Annotated in this window: 12 protein-coding genes and 8 tRNA genes; all 20 read left to right on the forward strand. The window is 28.3% G+C overall.

Going from position 1 to position 18,555, the window contains the following annotated elements; all coding sequences use genetic code 4:
* The first annotated feature begins 134 nt into the window (after positions 1 to 134).
* The 20 genes from JXZ92_RS04220 (at position 135) to JXZ92_RS02205 (ending at position 18,538) form a co-directional block, all read left to right on the forward strand.
* Positions 135 to 2,150: an alpha-amylase family glycosyl hydrolase gene (locus JXZ92_RS04220; protein WP_205852141.1), complete on the forward strand. Its 2,016-nt coding sequence runs from the start codon at positions 135 to 137 to the stop codon at positions 2,148 to 2,150.
* On the forward strand, positions 2,150 to 3,805 hold the full coding sequence (locus JXZ92_RS02115; RefSeq protein WP_205852142.1) for an alpha-amylase family glycosyl hydrolase: 1,656 nt from the start codon (positions 2,150 to 2,152) through the stop codon (positions 3,803 to 3,805). Before JXZ92_RS04220 ends, JXZ92_RS02115 begins: the two co-directional genes overlap by 1 nt.
* 1 nt (position 3,806) lies before the next feature.
* Positions 3,807 to 6,191, forward strand: a complete 2,385-nt coding sequence (locus tag JXZ92_RS02120) for a glycoside hydrolase family 65 protein (RefSeq protein WP_205852143.1) — start codon at positions 3,807 to 3,809, stop codon at positions 6,189 to 6,191.
* On the forward strand, positions 6,184 to 6,852 hold the full coding sequence (pgmB, locus tag JXZ92_RS02125; RefSeq protein WP_205852144.1) for a beta-phosphoglucomutase: 669 nt from the start codon (positions 6,184 to 6,186) through the stop codon (positions 6,850 to 6,852). Before JXZ92_RS02120 ends, pgmB begins: the two co-directional genes overlap by 8 nt.
* Positions 6,853 to 7,111: 259 nt before the next feature.
* Positions 7,112 to 7,188: transfer RNA gene (locus JXZ92_RS02130), tRNA-Pro, on the forward strand.
* Between the two features lie 5 nt (positions 7,189 to 7,193).
* Positions 7,194 to 7,270 (forward strand) — tRNA-Ala (locus JXZ92_RS02135).
* A gap of 5 nt (positions 7,271 to 7,275) precedes the next feature.
* Positions 7,276 to 7,352, forward strand: a tRNA-Met gene (locus JXZ92_RS02140).
* 29 nt (positions 7,353 to 7,381) lie between these two features.
* Positions 7,382 to 7,457 (forward strand) — tRNA-Ile (locus JXZ92_RS02145).
* Between the two features lie 7 nt (positions 7,458 to 7,464).
* Positions 7,465 to 7,557, forward strand: a tRNA-Ser gene (locus JXZ92_RS02150).
* 26 nt (positions 7,558 to 7,583) lie between these two features.
* Positions 7,584 to 7,660 (forward strand) — tRNA-Met (locus JXZ92_RS02155).
* 3 nt (positions 7,661 to 7,663) lie between these two features.
* Positions 7,664 to 7,740: transfer RNA gene (locus JXZ92_RS02160), tRNA-Asp, on the forward strand.
* A 5-nt stretch (positions 7,741 to 7,745) separates the two neighbouring features.
* Positions 7,746 to 7,821 (forward strand) — tRNA-Phe (locus JXZ92_RS02165).
* Between the two features lie 109 nt (positions 7,822 to 7,930).
* On the forward strand, positions 7,931 to 10,636 hold the full coding sequence (gene ileS / locus JXZ92_RS02170) for an isoleucine--tRNA ligase (protein ID WP_205852145.1): 2,706 nt from the start codon (positions 7,931 to 7,933) through the stop codon (positions 10,634 to 10,636).
* Entirely contained in the window at positions 10,620 to 11,252 is a 633-nt protein-coding gene (locus JXZ92_RS02175) for a signal peptidase II (protein WP_205852146.1), read from the forward strand. Before ileS ends, JXZ92_RS02175 begins: the two co-directional genes overlap by 17 nt.
* Positions 11,253 to 11,360: 108 nt before the next feature.
* Complete coding sequence (gene prfA, locus JXZ92_RS02180; protein WP_205852147.1) at positions 11,361 to 12,440, forward strand: peptide chain release factor 1; 1,080 nt, start codon at positions 11,361 to 11,363, stop codon at positions 12,438 to 12,440.
* Complete coding sequence (prmC, locus tag JXZ92_RS02185; protein ID WP_205852148.1) at positions 12,440 to 13,153, forward strand: peptide chain release factor N(5)-glutamine methyltransferase; 714 nt, start codon at positions 12,440 to 12,442, stop codon at positions 13,151 to 13,153. The genes prfA and prmC overlap by 1 nt, the downstream gene beginning before the upstream one ends.
* 117 nt (positions 13,154 to 13,270) lie before the next feature.
* A complete protein-coding gene (locus JXZ92_RS02190) occupies positions 13,271 to 13,894 on the forward strand; it encodes a hypothetical protein (RefSeq protein ID WP_205852149.1) in 624 nt (207 codons plus the stop codon).
* Between the two features lie 300 nt (positions 13,895 to 14,194).
* Positions 14,195 to 15,499 carry a PhnD/SsuA/transferrin family substrate-binding protein gene (locus JXZ92_RS02195; protein ID WP_205852150.1) on the forward strand — a complete coding sequence of 435 codons (1,305 nt, stop codon included), beginning with the start codon at positions 14,195 to 14,197 and terminating at the stop codon, positions 15,497 to 15,499.
* Between the two features lie 7 nt (positions 15,500 to 15,506).
* Positions 15,507 to 16,382 carry a phosphonate ABC transporter ATP-binding protein gene (phnC, locus tag JXZ92_RS02200; RefSeq protein WP_205852151.1) on the forward strand — a complete coding sequence of 292 codons (876 nt, stop codon included), beginning with the start codon at positions 15,507 to 15,509 and terminating at the stop codon, positions 16,380 to 16,382.
* Positions 16,382 to 18,538, forward strand: coding sequence for an ABC transporter permease (locus tag JXZ92_RS02205; RefSeq protein WP_205852152.1), 2,157 nt, complete (start codon positions 16,382 to 16,384; stop codon positions 18,536 to 18,538). Before phnC ends, JXZ92_RS02205 begins: the two co-directional genes overlap by 1 nt.
* Positions 18,539 to 18,555 lie beyond the last annotated feature (17 nt).

An 18,555-nucleotide genomic window follows, 5' to 3' on the forward strand; every position in this document is an offset into this window, starting at 1 on the left:
AAATATATATAAAATAAATGCAAATTTTAACTAACAAAATACTTATTTTTACGCTATTTTTTGCTTTGTTGATATATCAAGAATTTAAACAAAATTTAATGCTAAAAACGCTTATTTTATATAATACTATCACTATGAATTTAAGAAATAAATCAAGCAAATTCTACATAAATTTCGATAAAGAATATTCATATCAAAAAAATGATTTAGGTGTTTTATTTAAAAACAATCTAATTCAAGTTAAGATTTGGCAACCAATTGCTAAAAATGTAGAATTATTAATTTTCGACAAAAACGATAAAGAAAAAATAATAAATACATTACAAGGAACTAAAGAAAAAGTAATTTGAAAATTTGAGTTACCACTCGAATATGAAAATTTCTTATATCAATTTAAAATTACCCATAGTAACGAAAGCGAAACCTACGCGTTAGACCCTTACGCTTATTCGTTGGCTTCTTTTGACTGAAAAGGTGAAGAAACAAAAGTTGGAAAAGGTATTTTACTTAATATTAATTCAGACAAAAATGGAAACAAACCAAAAAAACTAATTTTAAGAAAAAATAATCACGTAGATGCAAGTATTTATGAATTACATGTTCGTGATTTCACAAGCGCTTTAAATCAAAAAGATTTTAAATCCAGACTCGGAACATTTAATGCATTGAGAGAACACAATTTATTTAGATACGTAAAAGACCTAGGAATTACACACGTTCAATTATTGCCTATTCAATCTGCTTACACCGTTAATGACAACGAAACAAAGATATACAAAAAAGGTGAAGGTAAAGGATGAACAACAAATTACAATTGAGGTTATGATCCGCATAATTACTTTACAATCAACGGAATTTATTCTTCAAATCCTGATGACCCACACGCTAGAATTAAAGAACTTAAAAAATTAGTTCAAGATGCCCACGATAATGGTGTTGGGGTTATTATGGATGTTGTTTATAATCACATGATGACTAATTCTATTTATGATAATATACTTCCAGGATATTATTATAGAGATAACGCTAAAATAACTCCTGTTAATTATGCACCTTTAGCAGATGAGCGTTATATGGTTAGAAAAATAATGGTGGATTCTTTAAAGTATTTTGTTAAATATTTTAATATTGATGGTTTTAGATTTGATCTTTCATCATTCCATCACAACGAAACAATCGATTATATTGCTAAAGAATTACGTAAAATTAATCCTAATATAATTTTACACGGAGAAGCTTGACCATTCTCTGATTTAAAATTTAAGGATTCATATATTAAAGGAGTAAAATCAAATAATATTGGATTTGGTTACTTTAACGATTCTCTTAGAGACGCGATTAAAGGATACGAACACAATGATTTTAAACCAGGATTAATATCCAAATATGATAAAACACTATTTAAAAGATACGTTACATCGATTGTTGGTGGTATTAAAGATTTTAATTTCGGCAACGCAAAACACTCACGCGAAAAATATGTTTTATATTCAGATGATATAGCAACAAATTTAGCCTACGCTGCTTGTCATGACGGTATGACACTTTGAGACAAAATTAATACAACTACTACTAATTTAACTTTTATAGAACGTATAGAAACTTATCGTCAAGCTTTAATGATGACCACTTTCACCCAAGGAAGACAATTTATTTTAGCTGGTACCGAATTGTTACAAAGCAAGCCGTGTGATTACTCTGGTGAAGAAGGGTTTAAATGTAAAGTTTCAGAGTATGATGATTTTAATGAAAAACCAGACAAAAATTCGTATCATCCAAACTCATACAAAACAACAGATTATGTAAATGCTATCAAATGAGAACATCTTGATAAAGAAGGTGTTAAAGAGTTTATATATGACTTCTTCAAAAAAATAAATAACTTTAGAAATAAAACAAAATTCTTTAGATTAGCAACAAACGAAGAAATTAATAAATCATTAAAATTTACAAAAACAAATATTCAAAAAGGGATTTTAAGTTTTACAATTTCACTAAATAATGAAACAATCGAAGTAATACATAACTTTTCGAACCAAGAAATTAATTACAAATTAAATAATGGCGACAAAATATTATTTAATTCGAGAATAAAATTTAAAAAAGGAATTTTAGATAAAAATTCTTCAATATTATTAAGGAGAGCATAATGAAAAATGTAATTAAATTAAAAGATAGAGTTATATATCAAATTTTTCCTAGATCATTTTATGATTCTAATAATGACGGAGACGGTGACTTAAAAGGAATTACAGAAAAGTTAGACTACTTAAAAGAATTAGGAATTGATAGTATATGATTAACACCAACATACGAAACAAATTTCGTAGATGCTGGTTATGATGTTTTAGATTATAAATCAGTATGAAAACAATTCGGAACTTTAGAAGACTTTAAAGAAATGGCTACTAAGGCAAAAAAATTAGGAATTGACATTATAATGGATATTGTTTTAAATCATGTTTCAAATGAACATGATTGATTTAAGAAAGCAATAGAATCTAGAGATAACATAGAACACAATTATTTTATTTGAAGAGATAAATTAAATGACGAAGAAAAGAAAGCTCAAAGCATTTTTGGTGGTTCTGCATGAGAATTTGTTCCTAGTGTAAATAGATATTATTTCCACTTATTTTCGAAAGAACAAGTAGACTTAAATTGAGCACATCCAGACACAATTAAGGCTATGGTTGATGTTATTAACTTCTGATATGATTTAGGTGTTCGCGGATTTAGATTAGATGCAATTAAACACGTTGCAAAGACATTTGATGATGTTAATGCAAACCCATATTTTGCATGGTGTGATGGTGCAGTTGATTATTTAAAAGCCTTCAATCAACAAGCTTTCTTTGATAAACCTGACGCTTTCACTTTAGGTGAAGCAAGTGGTATTACTGCGGAAGAATTATTAAAATACGGTGATGGAGAATCAAAAGTTTCTCAAAACTACTACAATTTCTCATGATGATGAATTGGTTGAAGCAACAAGACCGGAAGAAATGGTTTTGATGCAAACTGAGATTACAAACAATTTGTTTATCAACAACAACCTTTCCAACATAATGAAAAAATTAAACCTGAAATGTTTACTAACTTCTTATCAAATCATGACACTTCACGTAGTATTTCTCGTTGAGGTGATGAATCTATTTTTAGAGAGGAATCTGCAAAATCTCACGCTTTAATGCTAATGACCTTAAAAGGTATTCCATGTATTTATTATGGAGAAGAAATAGGTCTATTAAATACACATTTTGCAAATAGAGATGAATTTAGAGACGTGGACGTTGCTAACGGATTTGCAGATTTAGTGGACCAGAAAAAAGTTTATAGTGAAAGTGAATTTATAAAATATTTAAATATAAATTCTCGTGATGCTGGTCGTTCACTAATGCAATGAGATAATTCAATAAACGCTGGGTTTAATAAAGGTAATAAACCATGATTTATTTTAGGTAGAAGCCAAAAAGAAATTAATGTTAAAGATGCTTTGGATGATAAAAATAGTATTTTCTACTTTTATAAAGAATTAATTTCGATGCGTAAAGATAAATTTCATGATGTTTTAGTTGACGGTACTTCAAAAATAGAATTATTATCAACTGGAGTAGCAAAAATTACAAGAAAATTTGAAGAACAAGAATTAATTGCTATATTAAATATTACAAACAAAGAATTAATTTTAGATGAAGAATTAAAGGGATATACACAGCTTTTATCTTCATATAAAGATAACAAAATAGTTGCTAATACGTTGAGACCATTTGAATCAATATTATTAGCCAAGAAAGAGGTTTAAAATGAAAGACTTTTTAAAATATGATTTAGAAAATAAAACAGTTACACAAGTTAAATTTGATCGTAATGTAACAGCTAAAACAGAAAGTATTTTTGCTTTAGGTAACGGTTATATGGGTATAAGAAGTGCCGATGAAGAAAAAGCTTCATATAACAAAGAAGATTTTTTCGTAAACGGTATGTTCAATAAAGATACAAAAGATGATGTATCAGAATTAGCTAATTTAGCAGATTTAATGACTACTCCTATTTTTATGAACGGCTTACAATTTGATCTTAAAAATAGAGATGAATATTCAAAAACACTTTACATTCGTGAAGGATATTTAAAAAGAACTGTAGTCGCAAAAAGAGGAAGCGGAAAATTTGAATTCAATTTTGAGCGTTTTGTTTCAAACGCAGATGCAAATGTATACGGACAAAAAATTACAATCAAAGTTTTAGAAACACCAGAAAACAATTCTGTTAAACTTACTCTTAAACCTGCGATTAACGGTCAAGTAACAAATAGTGGTACTCAACACTTTGGGGAAGGTAAAAAAGCAAGACCTACTACCGAATCATTGCAAATGGAACAAGAAACAACTTTATCTAAAAAACTTGCTGTTCACAATATGATTACTAGATTATTTGTTAATGGTAAACGTATAAAAGGTGGACATGACGATTATGTTGTAGAAATGCAACGTCGTTATGTCGGATTTAAAATTAATGTCGATGTAAAACCGGGTGATATTATTGTTTTAGAAAAACTTATGTCAGTCCACACAAGTGTAGATGGTAAAAAATTCTTACTTAAACATGATATTGTTAAAGAAAACGCAAACCTTAAACATGCTGAACTTTTAGCTCAAACATACGATAACTTAAAAGAAGCATCAATTAACACAATGGATGAAAGAGTTTGAAAACAATTCTACGTTCAAATCAAAGGTGATAACGAAGAAAGTAAATACGATTCACTTGCTTTAGATTTTGGTATTTTCCACTTAAACGGTTTTGTCCCAAGACATTCAACAAATATGAATGTAGGTGCAAAAGGACTTTCTGGAGAAGGTTACCAAGGACACACATATTGAGATACAGAATTCTTTATTAATCCTATTTACTTATTTAATGAACCAAAAATTGTTAAAAACTTATTAACATATAGATATAAAGGTATTCAAGGAGCTCGTGCTAAAGCAAAAGAAGTTAAGGAACGTGAAGAAGAAAGCAACTTATTAGGTGCACAATTCCCTTGAGAAATGGCGTGACCTACTGAGGGAGAAGTGTGTCCATATTGAGGTCAAGCAGATGTTGCTACAGGTAAACAAGTTCCTATCGCTTCAAGACGTCAAGAAATTCACGTTTCCGCAGACGTTGCTTATGCTGTTAATCAATACTATAATGTAACTAAAGATGAAAAATTTATGGAAAAAATGGGATTCGAAATGATTATCGATACAGCCATTTTCTATCAACATAGAGCCGAACTTCAACCAGACGGAAGTTATGAAATTAAAGATGTTATGGGTCCTAACGAATACAAAGGTAACATAGACAATAATGCATACATCAATATGTTCGCAAAACAAAACATTGACTTAGCATTAAAATACATAAAATACTTAAAAGCTAAAAAACCATATGTGTGAGCATCTATCAAACAAAAAATACCGTACGCAATTAATGTTTCAAAATTAAAAGAAGTTTCTGAAAAGTTAGTTCAACAAAAACCAAATCAAGATTTAATTATTGCAGAAAATGATCAATTCTTAAAATTACCTAAAATAGATGTTTTACCATTCCAAATGCTTGGAGATGCTGGTAAAAAACTATTTAACACTACAGAAGGTATTAAACGTTTATCATCTCAATTAGTAAAACAAGCAGACGTAGTTTTACTAACAAACATATTGCCACACCTATATTCAAAAGAGGTTCGTGAAGCAAACTTTAATTACTACGAACCACTTACAACACATGATTCATCATTATCTCCTGCAACATACGCAATTGAAGCAGCAAGGCTTAAAAAAATTGATAAAGCTTATGATATTTTTAAATATGGAATTAATATAGATTTAGGCCCAGCAATGCATACTTCAAATGCCGGAATTCATGCAGGTTCATTAGCAGCAATCTACCAAATGATAGTGTTTGGATTCGGTGGACTTGATTGACATGATGATAAATTACATTTAGATCCAATTTTACCTAAAGCATGATCAGGACTAACATATAGATTTAAATATCAAGGAACATTATTTGAAGTTATTCTAGAAAAAACACAATTTAGTATTAAAACAATTGGTACATCAAGATTTGACGGTGTAATATATGTTCATGGTAAAAAAGAATACATTACAAATAAACCAACATTATTCGAGGTAAAAAATGACTAAAATTAAAGGATTTATTTTTGACTTAGATGGTGTTATTACTGATACAGCAGTTTTACACTTTAAAGCATGAAGAGAAATAGTTAAAGAATTTGGGATTGATTATACAAATGATGATAATGAAAAATTAAGAGGTTTACCAAGATTAGATACACTTAAAGCAATTATCAAAATGAAAAAACCTGATCTTGTACTATCAGAATCAGAAATGAATGATATCGCAACAAGAAAAAATGATTTATATAAAGTTTTATTATCTACAGAAATTAATAAAGAATCATTATTACCGGGGATAGGTAAGTTCTTAACAGATGCTAAAGATGCAGGAATTAAATTATCAATTGCTTCAAGTAGTTATAATGCACCTACAATTTTAGATAAATTAGGAATCAAAGAAATGTTTGATTTTATCGTTTATCCCGGGGATGTTAAAAACGGAAAACCTGCGCCGGATATCTTTATTCAAGCAGCTAAAGGTGTTAATTTATCAGTGGATCAATGTATTGGATTTGAAGATGCTCCAGCGGGTATTCAAGGTATTAAAGATGCAAACATGTATGCTGTAGCTATTACACACGGATCATCTGAAGATTTTTCAAAAGCCGATACAATCTACAAATCAACTTCAGATTTAGATTTTCAAACAATTATTAAATTAAAATAAAATAAAACTAAAAATCAGGATACTAGATATCTTGATTTTTTAATAAATTAATTAAATTTTATAAACTATCGAAAATATTTAATAAAAAATATCATCATTTAATTTTTTATATTATAATAATATTGCTCAATTAAATATTTTTATAAATTAACTTATAAAAAAGATAAATTTATGTTATACTATACTTACTACAAAAAAATAATTAATTTTTTACAAATTCTTTTTTTGTAGTATAATACTATAGCCTAAAAAATAAGTTGGAGAAGTAGCTCAGCTTGGTAGAGCACTACATTTGGGCTGTAGTGGTCGCAGGTTCAAATCCTGTCTTCTTCACCATTTATGGGGGGTTAGCTCATTTGGCTAGAGCGCCTGCCTTGCACGCAGGAGGTGGTGGGTTCGAATCCCATACTCTCCACCATATATGGCACTGTAGCTCAGTTGGTTAGAGCATCCGGTTCATACCCGGAAGGTCAAGAGTTCGACTCTCTTCGGTGCTACCAAAAATAACTATAAATCCATTATATTTATTGGACCTATAGCTCAATGGTTAGAGCAACCGGCTCATAACCGGTTGGTTACAGGTTCGAGTCCTGTTAGGTCCACCAATAAAATGGGTGATTACCCAAGTCCGGCTGAAGGGAGCAGTCTTGAAAACTGCCAGGGGCTTCACGGCCCGCGGGGGTTCGAATCCCTCATCACCCGCCATTTTTATAGTTTATTAATTTTTATATCGCGGAGTGGAGCAGTTTGGTAGCTCGTCGGGCTCATAACCCGAAGGTCACAGGTTCGAGTCCTGTCTCCGCAACCAAATGGTCCAGTGGTAAAGTGGTTTAATACGCCTCCCTGTCACGGAGGAGAACGCGGGTTCGATCCCCGTCTGGACCGCCATTTATGGCCCTGTAGCTCAGTTGGTAGAGCAACAGATTGAAGCTCTGTGTGTCGCTGGTTCGATTCCTGCCGGGGCCACCATTCAAAATAACTCTATTTTGGAAGCTACATTTTAGCTTATAAAATAGAGTTATTTTTTTATTTTATAATATAATTAAAAATATTTATAAATAATCTTTGTGGAGAAAATATGAATTATAAAAAAACATTAAACATGCCTAAAACTGATTTTGAAATGAGGGCTAATTTAACTCAAAAAGAATCTAAATTTAGAGAACTGTGGGCAACAAGCGAAGTTTATAAAAAAGTTTTAGAAAAAAACAAGAACAATCCTCGCTTCATTTTACATGATGGACCTCCATACGCAAACGGAGATATCCATGTTGGACACGCTTTAAATAAAATTTTAAAAGACATAATAGTAAGATACAAAACACTTAGGGGTTTTTATTCTCCTTTTGTTTTTGGTTGAGATACTCATGGTTTACCAATAGAACACAAAATGTTGACAGAGGCAAAATTAAATAAAGATGAACTAAGTCCTATTATTATTAGAAAAAAAGCTGCTAAATACGCTTTAAAACAAGTAGATAAACAATTAAAACAATTGGAATTACTTCAATTGTTTACCAACTATGATAAAAAATATATAACACTTGATAAAAAATATGAAGTTAAACAATTAGAAGTATTGAAGAAGCTTGTTTTCGATGGTTTAATTTATAAAGGCCTTAAACCTGTCTATTGATCACCAAGTTCACAAAGTGCTCTAGCAGAATCGGAAGTTGAATACCAAGATGTTGTTTCACCTTCTATTTATGTTTCTTTCAATGTCGTCAGTTCTACTTTTAAATCAATTAAACCAAATGATAAAATTATAATTTGAACAACAACACCATGAACATTATTGGCAAATGCAGGTGCTGCTTTAGGTGAAAAAATAGAATATAATGTTTTATCATATCAAGACCAACGTTATATTGTTGCTAAAGAATTATTAAACGAATTTGTTTCAAAGTTAAATTGAGAAGGATATGAAATTTTAGAAACATTCATTGGTTTTGAAATTGAGAATCATTCAATTTTATATAACACACCTATAACAAAAGTTGAAGCTCCTTTAATTTTAGGTCATCACGTAACAACAGAATCTGGTACTGGTATAGTGCACATTGCACCTATGTTTGGTGAAGATGACTATTTAATTGGTAAAAAATACAATTTAAATATGATAATGCATATTTCGGATAAAGGATATATCGAAAATACAAATACACAATTTGATAATATTTTTTACGAAGATGCCAACAAATTAATTGGTCAATTTTTAGGTTCGGATTTATTACATTTTAGTCGTTTTAAGCACTCATATCCACACGATTGAAGAACACACAAACCAATAATTTATCGTGGGACACCACAATGATTTGTTTCAATTGATAAAATAAGAGATAAAATACTTTCAGAAATTGAAAATAACGTTACTACATATCCTGAATGAGCGCACAAAAGACTTTATAATATGATTTTAAATAGAGGTGATTGAACAATTTCAAGACAAAGAACTTGAGGTGTTCCGCTAATCTTCTTTTACGATCAAGATAAAAACCCTGTATTTGAAGAAGAAATTTTTGACTATGTAATAAATCTTGTTTCACAATTTGGAACAGATGTTTGATGAGAAAAAGAAACTGATGAATTATTACCAGAAAAATATCGTGGAAAAGGCTTTACTCGTGAAATGGATATAATGGATGTATGATTCGATTCTGGTGTTTCAAGCATCGCTGTAGATATTGATGATGAAAACGGAATTAAACCTCCTTATGATTTATATTTAGAAGGTACAGATCAATATCGTGGTTGATTTAACTCTTCAATCATTAATTCTGTGGCGTTCAACGGTTTTGCGCCTTATAAAAAAATAGTTTCACATGGATTCACTGTTGATAAAAAAGGTGAAAAAATGTCTAAATCTAAAGGCAATGTTATTAACCCTCTTGATATAGTTAAAAAACGTGGAGCAGACATTTTGAGATTATGAGTTGCTAATTCTGAATACTCAAACGATATTTCTATTTCCGATGAAATACTAGATCAAAATACCGAAATTTACCGTAGAATTAGAAACACAATTAAATTCTTATTAGGTAACTTAAATAATTTTGAATACGACTCAGAACTAGAACGTACAGGAATTCATTTGTATATTAAAAATCAATTGGAAAATATTAAAGAAACTATTTTTAAAGCTTATGACGAATATAAATTTATCAACGTTATTAAAATATTAAACAACTACATAGTCGATCTTTCCAGTTTTTATTTAACAATAACAAAAGATATTTTGTATGTTCAAAAAATTGATAACCCTGAAAGAATTATGGTTTTAACTAATCTTTATGAAATAACTGAATTCTTAGTACACATAATTGCCCCTATTTTACCAACCACATCAGAAGAAGCCTTTTCATTCTTTAATAGCAAGAATAAACCAACTTTACTAATGCTTTCAGAATATATGAACAATAATGAATTTAAGTACGATAATGTTATTTTAGAAAAATATCAAGAATTTTTCGAATTACGTGACGAAGTTAATGTCCTAATAGAAAAAGAAATTAAGAGTGGTCTAATTAAACGTTCAAATGAAGCACATTTAATTTTAAACACTAATTCTGATTTAATTAAATCACTAGATTTAAAAACATTATTAATGGTTGGTAAAGTAACTTTTGACAATACAAAAGAAACACAGATAATAACATTTGAATCTTTAAAATGTGAAAGATGCTGAAACCACTTCGAGGAAAATGATTTCGATAAAAGCAATAACATTTGTTTAAGTTGTTCTAATATCGTAAAGGAATTTCCTTTAGATGAACTCGAAGATTAAAAATTCACTACAAAAAATTTATCAAAATAAAAAAAGAATTTTAGCTAGTTATATAGTTATATTTGTAGTGTTTATTATTTTCTTTTCTATAGATCAACTAACAAAGAATTTATTATTTAAACACGGTGATATTTTTACACTAAATAATGAAGGATTAATAACAGACGGAAATAATTATTTCCTTCCTGAAAAAATATATCAAAGCCCAAGTCAATGATTGGATTATAAAATTATTGGTGTGCGTAGCATTTGGCACGGAGGAGTAACCTTTTTAACCACAAGAAATACCTTTATAATACAATTTATCGGTATAGCAGTTGCAATATTAGTTTTAATATCTGTTCTTTTTTGGCAAAAGCAAAGATTTGTTTTAGCTTTCTTATTAGGTTTGGTTTTAGCCGGAGATATAGGAAACGCAATGGATAGATTTATATTTAATGGATATGTAAAAGATGTATTTTATACTCCTTTTGCACAAAGCCGCGGGACATTCAATTTTGCCGATTTATGTATTTTTATCGGAATTATTTCAACAATAATATACTCTTTATTCATTAATTTCTTAGAACATAAAAACGAAAAGAATAACAAAAATCAAAAATTAATTATTAAATAACTTTAATATCAAAGCATTATCTTTTTTAAAATGTTTTGATATTTTTTTAGTTCTAAATAGAATCGTTTTAATAACAAAAAGTGCTTTTTGTGTTAAAATTAAAATACTATGGAAAACACAATGTACAAATCACTAATGCAAATTAAAGAAAAACATGAAGAGTTAGAAAAAGCACTTTTAAACCCTGATGTTATTTCTGATATTAAAAAATACAATAAAATTAATAAAGAAATTAATTCAATAAACGATATAGTAGAAACTTTCAAAAAATACTTAAGCAACGAGGAAACCTTAAAACAAGCTAAAGAATTACTTTCAATCGAAAAAGATGATCAAATGATTCAATTAGCAAAAATGGAAATTGCTGAAGCGGAAGAAAATATGTCAAAATTAAGTGAAGAACTTAAAATACTTATTTTACCTAAAGATGAAAATGATGACAAAGATGTTATTGTAGAAATCCGTGGTGCTGCCGGCGGAGACGAAGCCAATATCTTTGCTGGTGACTTATATAGAATGTATTCAAAATGATGTGCTCAAAATAATATGAAAACAACATTATTAGATGCTACAGTTGCAGAAGCCGGAGGGTTTACATTAGTTACTTTTTCCGTTAAAGGTGATAAGCCTTACTCAAAATTAAAATTTGAAAGTGGTGTACATAGAGTTCAACGTGTTCCTGTAACAGAAACAAAAGGTCGTGTTCATACATCTACTTCTACAGTTACTGTTATGCCCGAAATTGATGATGATATAGAAATTGAAGTAAGAGCTGAAGATATTAGAGTAGACGTATTTCGTTCAAGTGGTAACGGTGGACAATCAGTTAACACAACCGACTCTGCAGTTAGAATTACACACTTCGCAAGCGGTATAATCGTTTCTTGTCAAGAAGGTAAAAGTCAAATCCAAAATAAAGAAATAGCAATGCGTATTTTAAAATCTAAATTATATGATTTAGAGCTCAAGAAGAAACAAGAAGAAGAATCTGGATATCGTAAATTAGCTGGTTCAGGAGCTAGATCTGAAAAAATAAGAACTTACAATTATCCACAAGATCGTGTAACCGATCATAGAATTGGTTACTCAACTTCACTTAACTCTGTTATGGAAGGAAAACTTAACTCAATAATCGATGCTCTCTTAACCGAAGAACAAAACGAAAAAATAAAAGAAGCTGGTATTTAATGCCTTCTAAAGAAGAATTATTATTAGAAAAAAGAAGATATGGACTTAAAGAGGAAATATCTTCTTTTGAATTAGAACAATTAAATAGCGGTATGCCTGTTCAAAAAATAATGGGCTATATTGAAATGGCAGATATTAAAATAGATATTAGACATAATGTTTTAATTCCTAGATATGAAACAGAAGAATTAATTTATTTAGCTATCGAAGAAATAAAATTAAATCAATTTAAATCTGTATTGGATCTTTGTTCTGGTTCTGGATTCATTGGTTTAGCAATTAAAAATAAATATAAAGATATATCTGTTACACTTTCAGATATATCAAGTGAAGCAATTAAGTCACAAGAATTGAATAGTAATATTAATAATTTAAAAGTTAATATTTTGCACTCAAACCTATTTGAAAATATAACAGGTAAATTTGATATAATCGTTTCTAACCCTCCTTACATAGGAAATGATGAAAAATTAAGTAAATCTGTTTTAGATTTCGAGCCACATAATGCTTTATTTGCTGACGACAATGGTTTATTTTTTTACAAAAAAATTATAGAACTAGCACCAAAATATTTAAATAAAAACGGAATTTTACTTTTTGAAATAAATCCATTACATATTGAATTTTGAAATTCAATTAAAAATAAATTCAAACTATTAGAAATAACTAAAGATTTAAGCAATAAAAATAGATTTGTTAAGATAATTTTTTAACCTAAAAATACTATAGATAAGTACTTTTAGGTTTTTATTATATTTTTTATAATTTACATATTTAACATGATATAATAAAAAACCTACCAAAAAAATGAAAGGATAAAATAATACACGATGAAATTTAAAACCTTATTTTCAATTTTTGCTCTACCTATTGCCACAATAGCGTCGGTAGCATGTTCTACAACAAATAACAATAATGAATCAAAAGAAAAAGAAGAAAACAAAACAAAAACCAATGCCAGTATAACAGTTTCTGATAAAAATAGCATCATTGAAACAGAAGCTAGTGCAAACGCAAGTGCTAATACACAATCAGAAGAAGAATTTAGCTTTGAAAAAAATAGAGAGCCTTTCATGAATTCGATTACCATAGTGAATAAAGAATTTTTAAAAGGTTTAAACGATGGCGAAAGTAAATTATATTATGATAGAGTTGGTAAAAAATTCTATGATAAACCAACATATAATAATCCTGATAAACAAGTTATTTTAGAACAAGATAAGAATATTTATACATTTAAAAACTCATATGATAGTTCAACAAAAGAAGAATCATCATTAAGAGCAAATTCAAATGGGGAACACAAATCTCAAGATGATGTAATTATTTCAAAAAGCGGAAACACAATAACCTTAAAACTTTGATTGTCACATTATATAAGAAAAGCTGACCAAAGACGCGGTCAATATATTCAAGACACAATAGAATTAACAAAGGAATTTACATTAGATTAAAAAAATAAGTCTTATTACACCTATTAGATAATAAGACTTATTTTTTAATAAACTTTTTAAATTGCATTTTTGAATTGTTGGTTAACTTTAATTATATATGATAATTATTTAAATTACCAAAATAAATTTAAATAGATAAAAAACATAAAAAAGTTCTTTATAACCTTGCATTTATTATTAATTTAAAAGTTAGTTGCTAAACTTAAAAGTGTATTACGTTTTTTAAATTAATAAAGGCGATTTCTAAAATTATACACACTTAAATAACTTAGAATTAAAATATAAAGGCGCAAAAATAAAATGAAAAAAACTAAAAAATTATTTATAACAACATTAAAATTAGCAACATTAACTACATTGGGAACTTTTCCTATTCTTGTTGCTTCATGTTCAAATTCAACAAAACAAAACGATAAAAATTCAAAATCAGAATTTAATTTAATTAAAGCAAATGGTTATTCTGATGAAATGACAAAATTAGATTTAGGAACTGCAACATTAGCTGCTGGTTGAGGTGATACAAGAGTTTTGATTAAAAACTCTAATAATTTAGTTGCTGTAGGTGCAACAGAAATTATAGCAAACGATGGTGTACAAGCTAGATCAAATTTAAAAAGAGGTGATGTAGAAGCAATTAAAATCATTTTACAATCAGCAATTAGAGATAAAAGTAATCCACAATTGCAAATCAGTGACATTCAAAACCCAGGAAAAACAAAATTTGTTTTTACAACATATAGTCACAATGATTACTCATCGGTTGATGAAAATGGACAAATAATAATTGATACAAAAGGTACAAAAGTAAACACTTATGGAACACCTTTAATAGAAGGTTCAGATTATTTTGATATAAATAATGGAGTAGTGACAAGAAAAGAAAATTCAACAAACAAATTTAAAATTCAATTTATACCTTCAAGTGATCCTGCAGAAGTTAGAAAAGCTTCTCAAGCATTAGAAAAATACTTAAACGATAAAGGATATAATATTGAAATTTCAACAGCTACAGAATATAATGCTGCCGCAAATGCATTAAGAGAAGGTTCTATAGATGTTGCATTTTTACCAGCAGGTTCATGAGCAGAACAAGCACAAGGAACAAACTTTATTTTAGTGGCCGGTAGATCCGTACAAATAATAGATCCATACGAATCAACTACTAACACAACAACACCTGCTTTTACCGATGAAAAAATATTAGTAGATGCGATAAATGGTTACAATACATTTAATTCTCAAAACGAAAAAAAATTATACATTCCACAAAACATAGAAAATGCTCCAAAAAAAGTTGACAATGAAAATGGATACAACGAAGCACTTAAAACAAAAGTTGACAGTTTAATAAATTCTGCAAATGGTAATCTTCCGGTAGTTGGTTATTATCGTTCATACATTATGGCTAAAAAAGACTCTGAAATAGCATTAAAAATTAAAAACGCGTTGGAAACACAAGGATCAAATTGAACATTACCATGAGATGAGGTTAAAGGATTAATTAAATTTACATATACATCTACAACTTCATCAGGTTCATACATATTCCCTGAAGCATGATTTAAAAAACACTTTACAGGATTTAAGTCATTTAAAGGTGAATAGTTATAATATGAAATTAAAAAAAAGTGAAAATAATAGGATAAGTGGTGATTGAAACATTAAATGACAAGATGTAGATAAAACTTATCCTAACGGCAAAAAAGGATTGACTAATGTCAATCTTTCTATTAACCAAGGTGAATTCGTTGCAATTATCGGATTATCTGGAGCAGGTAAAACAACATTATTAAAAACTGTTAATAAAATAAACGAAATTTCTTCAGGAACATTAACTGTCGGACCGTTTAATGTAAATAACTTAAAAAGAAAACACTTAAGAGAGTTTAGAACAAAAGTAGGTATCGTCTTTCAAGGATATAACTTAATTGATAATATTAGTGTTTTACAAAATGTTCTCGCTGCTCGACTTCCTCAAATGCATCCTTTAAGATCGTTTTTAGGTTGATATTCAAAAGATGATATTGATTTTGGCTATCAATGTTTAGCAAGAGTTAATATTTTAGAAAACGCATATGATAGAGCTAAGGATTTAAGTGGAGGGCAAATGCAACGTGTTGCACTAGCGAGAACTCTAGCTCAGAAACCTAAAATTATTTTAGCTGATGAACCTGTAGGTGCACTAGATCCTATTATGGCTAAATCTGTTATGGACGGTTTTTTATTAGTTAACAAAATGGACAAAATAACTATTTTAGCAAATTTACACCACGTAGATTTAGCACTTCAATATGCAGATAGAATAATAGGAATCAAAAAAGGTGAAGTGGTATTTGACGGAAGCTGAGATAAAGTTAATTTAGAAGTATTAAAAAATATTTACGGTGAACAATTAGAGCAATTTGATCAACAACAATTTCTTGAAACAAAGAGAAAGAGAAAAATAATTCAAGAAGAAATAATGTTTAAAATTAAGGACCTTAAATAATGAGTACCTCATTTAAGCAAAACTTCAAATTTAAAAAACTTATACAGTTAATTTATGATTATTTTAGACCTAAATTCGTCGACATTAACGGCCAAAAAGTAACTAAAAAATTTCCTTGACTTTTTTATTTAACATTTGCAATAAGTTTAATTGCGATAATTTTATTATTTATCAAAATAAAACCAGATTTCCAAAATTCCCAAAGTTTTTTAAAATTAATAACTAATTTTTTTAAATTTAATACAAATGCAGTTATAGGTTCAAGAACCGATATAACAATTGCAGATACTACTACCCAAAGCTTAAAATTACTTTGACAAACTATTTCTTACTCGATTTTAGGAACAATAATAGGTATTTTTTTAGGTATTCCAATTGCGCTCTTAAGTTCGAAAAATTTTATTAAAACTCCTTGAATTTATGTACCAATGCGTGCATTTATGAGTATTATGAGAACGATACCGCCAATAGTGTATGCTTATATAATTTATTTTATTTTATCTCCATCATTAGTTGCAACTCTTTCTATAGCTATTTTTGTTGCTTCACTAATGGCAAAATGACTATATGAAGATTTAGATACTTATGATGTGTCTAGTTATTACGGTTTACAAGCGATAGGAAATACTAAGTGAATAGCATTTAAAAAATCTATTCTTCCATATTTGTTAAAAAGAATTGTTAGTTATGGATTTTATAGTTTCGAAATGGTTGTTCGTTTTGCAGCAATTTTAAGTATTATTGGAATTTCCACAATAGGTCAGTTAATGGCTGATGAATATGCAGTCCCAAACAACTTTGCACACTTATCAATTGCAATATGAATACTTGTAGCATTTATGATCTTGCTAGAAATGTTTACATTTTTAGTGAAAAAATGAATTTTAGAATATTCTCCAAAACATCCAACTATTGATGAAAATTTAAATTTTAAGAAGAAACTAGAACAACTTAAAAAACAAAAGCCCAAAAATATTTATATAAAAATAACTATTTCAATAATTATTTTTATATTGTTTATAATATCATTATTTTCAATTGAATTTAGAACAACTGGACCTGAAGGATTAGCATATTTTAACGAAGGTGTTAAAAATTTATTCACACCAAATTTAAGTGTATTTAAATGGGATAGCGGTGATAATCCTATTATTTTAGGTACAGAAGCACTAGCTATTGCAATTTTAGCAAGTGTTATAGGGTTAGTGTTTAGTTTATTTCTCGGAATACTAGCATCTAAAAAAATATCAGGAAAATTTGTTTCTCTATTTTTCAAATTTATAATTATAACATTAAGAGCAATTCCGCCATTTACATACGCATTAATATTTTTACTTTGACAAAAAGATTCAATCATATGAGCAGGAACATTGGCTTTAGCTATTCACAGTATTGGTATGCTTGCAAAATTAATAAATGAAAGTGTAGATAAAATAGATGATAAAGTATTTCAATCCCTCGAAAGTTTAGGTCTTTCTACATGAACTAAAATTAAAATAGGAGTAATTAAAGAAATATTACCACAAACTCTTTCTAACTTCTTATATAGAATCGAAATCAATTTTAAAAGCACCGTAATTATTGGAGCTGTTGGAGCTTGTGATTACGGATATCAAATTACAGTTTATTCAGCAGATATACGTTATTGAAGCATTTTAAGTTCTTATTTAATATTTACAATTGTATTATTATTAATAATTGAGCAAATTTCTAATATGCTTAGAAAGAAAATAATGAACGGATATTTCTTAGAAGAAAATGCATATTTTAAAAAATACTTTAGAAATAACGTTTTAGTAAAAGCCCTAGCGTTATCAAAAATAAATAAAGAAATTTTTGTCTATGATAATAGAATTGCTAAATATAATATTGCTAAATTTAATAATCAATTGAAAAACAAATTTTACTTTGAAAATAAAATTAAATTAGGGGAATATATAGACTTAAAAAGAAGATTACTAAATCAATCTAGTCTAATTTCAAAAGAATTAAGAACACTTAAAAAAGAAGCTTTTTTAAGTGTTTGAAACGAAAATAAAAACTTAAGAATTTGAGCGTGAAGCAAAAGATTAAAATTATCTTTACAATCTTCGGATAAAGTTAGTTCTAAATATTTTGAAAATAAATCAATTGAAAGTAAAAAACATGCTAGTTAAACAACTTAAAAAAATTT

The sequence above is a fragment of the Mycoplasma sp. CSL10137 genome, from assembly GCF_017116845.1.
Lineage (GTDB): Bacteria > Bacillota_I > Bacilli_A > Mycoplasmatales > Metamycoplasmataceae > Mycoplasmopsis.